The sequence below is a fragment of the Streptomyces palmae genome (genome assembly GCF_004684805.1).
Classification (GTDB): domain Bacteria; phylum Actinomycetota; class Actinomycetes; order Streptomycetales; family Streptomycetaceae; genus Streptomyces; species Streptomyces palmae.
In genome coordinates this window covers 1-2,229 of sequence record NZ_SRID01000604.1, presented here as the reverse complement: position 1 = coordinate 2,229, position 2,229 = coordinate 1, and the positions used below count along the sequence as shown (strand labels likewise).

The following is a 2,229-nucleotide window of genomic DNA, read 5'->3' as shown; positions in this document are numbered from 1 at the left end:
CCCCACCCCACCGGAAAGCACCCCGTTGGAGAGCCACCGGCAGAGCCTCGCTGCGGGTGATCGTCGTCTGGGCCGTGAGCACCCTCACCATGCTGGTGCTGGCAGCCGTCCTGCCCGACTTCCGGTTGCAGTCCGCCGACGGCGACAGCGCCACCCGGATCGGCCTCACCGCCGCCTCCGGCGCGGGCGCCTTCGGCCTGCTCGGCGCCCTGGTGTGGCCGCTGCTGGTGCGCGCGCTGCTGCTGGTGCCCGCGTTCGTCCTGGGACTGCTGGTCTTCGTCCTCAACGGCTCACTGCTCCTGCTGGCGCTCAGCCTCATACCCCACGGCCAAAGCGCCGCCGAACCCGAGACCGCGGTGGTGGTCGCCGCCGTCATGTCCGCCGCATCCTCCGCGACCAGCACCTTCCTCACCGTCCGCGACGACGAGGCATACCGCCGCCGACTGGCCCGGATGGCCGGCCGCAGACGCCGCGGGCAGGGCCTGCCCGCCGGGCGCCGGCCACCGCCGGGCACCGTCTTCCTCCAGCTCGACGGGGTGGGGCACGACGTGCTCCGGGACGCCCTGAGCGGCGAACGCCCGCTGATGGAGACCCTGGCCGGCTGGCACGGCACCACCCACACCCTCACCCCCTGGCGCACCGACTGGTCCAGCCAGACCGGCGCCAGCCAGCTCGGCATCCTGCACGGCAGCAACGCCGACGTGCCCGCCTTCCGCTGGTACGAGAAGGAGAGCGGGGAGCTGCTGGTCAGCAACCGGCCCACCAGCGCCGCCGAGCTCCAGCGCCGGGCGATCGCCCGTACCGGCGACGGCGGACTGCTCACCGTGGACGGGGCCAGCCGGGGCAACCTGTTCACCGGCGGCGCCGAGCAGCTCGCCCTGGTCCTGTCGGTCGCCGCCCGGCGCGGCCGGCACAACCGGTCCCGGTCCGGCTACTTCGCGTACTTCTCCGACCCCGCCAACGCCACCCGCACCGCCGTGTCCTTCCTCGCCGAGGTGTTCCGGGAGATCAGCCAGGCGCTCAGGGCCCGGCTGCGGCGGGAGCGGCCCCGGCTGCGGCGCGGCGGCCTGTACCCCTTCATCCGCGCCTTCGCCACGGTGGTCGAGCGGGACGTGGTGGTGGCCGCGGTGATCGGCGACATCCTCTCCGGCCGCACCGCCGTCTACGCCGACCTGGTCGCCTACGACGAGGTCGCCCACCACTCCGGGCCGCGCAGCCGCGACACCCACCAGGTGCTGCGCCGCCTGGACCGGTGCGTCGCCCTGATCGCCAAGGTCACCGAGCACGCGCCGAGGGACTACCGCATCGTGCTCCTGTCCGACCACGGACAGAGCCCGGGGGAGCACTTCACCGGACGCTTCGGACTGACCCTGGAGGACCTGGTACGGGCCGGCTGCGGCCTGCCGGTCTCCCGCCGCGCCGAACGCACCCCCAGCGGGGCCGAGGCCCGCGCCACCGCCCGGACCGCGCTGCGCCGCCCCGAGCGGGACGGCGCGGGGCGCCGGGCGTCCGAGCCAGTGGTCCTCGCCTCCGGCAACCTGGGCCTGGTGTCCTTCCCCGAGGTGCCCGGCCGGATGACCCGGGAGGAGATCGACGCCCGCCACCCGGCGCTGCTGCGCACCCTCACCGACCACCCCGGGATGGGCTTCCTGCTGGTGCACTCCGCGGTGCACGGGCCGGTGGTGCTGGGCCCGGACGGCGCCGAGCACCACCTGGAGACCGGGACCGTGCTCGGGATCAGCCCGCTGGCCGCCTTCGGCCCGGGCGCGGTGGAGGCGGTACGGCGCACCGCCGGGTTCGCCAATGTCCCCGACATCATGATCAACTCGGTCTGCGATCCGGACACCGGGGCGGTCCACGCCTTCGAGGACCAGATCGGCTCGCACGGCGGACTCGGCGGCCCGCAGAGCCACCCCTTCCTGCTGTGGCCCAGCGAACTCAGCCCGCCCACCCCCGACGGACGGCCACTGGTCGGCGCCGAGCAGGTGCACACGGTGCTGCGGCGCTGGCTGGGGGAGGCCGACGGCCCCCAGGTGCCGGCGGACGATTCGCCGCTGACCACCCAGGCAACCGCACCATTTACGGCGCTCAGCCAGGTTGTACAGGACGAAAAGCGGTGATTTGGCGCATCGCCCCCCATCCCTGACCATGGCTGTGCGTCCGGCCCCGCAGGGAATCCCCCCGCCGGACCGCCCGCACCAGGAAAGACGCACCATCCATGCAGCACAC

General features: G+C 74.2%; 1 protein-coding gene. It reads left to right on the top strand.

Annotated features, from left to right (window positions below; translation table 11 throughout):
• Nucleotides 1-2,120, top strand: a 2,120-nt coding sequence (locus tag E4099_RS31400) for a phage holin family protein (protein WP_245245337.1), incomplete at its 5' end; no start/stop codon positions are given.
• Nucleotides 2,121-2,229 lie beyond the last annotated feature (109 nt).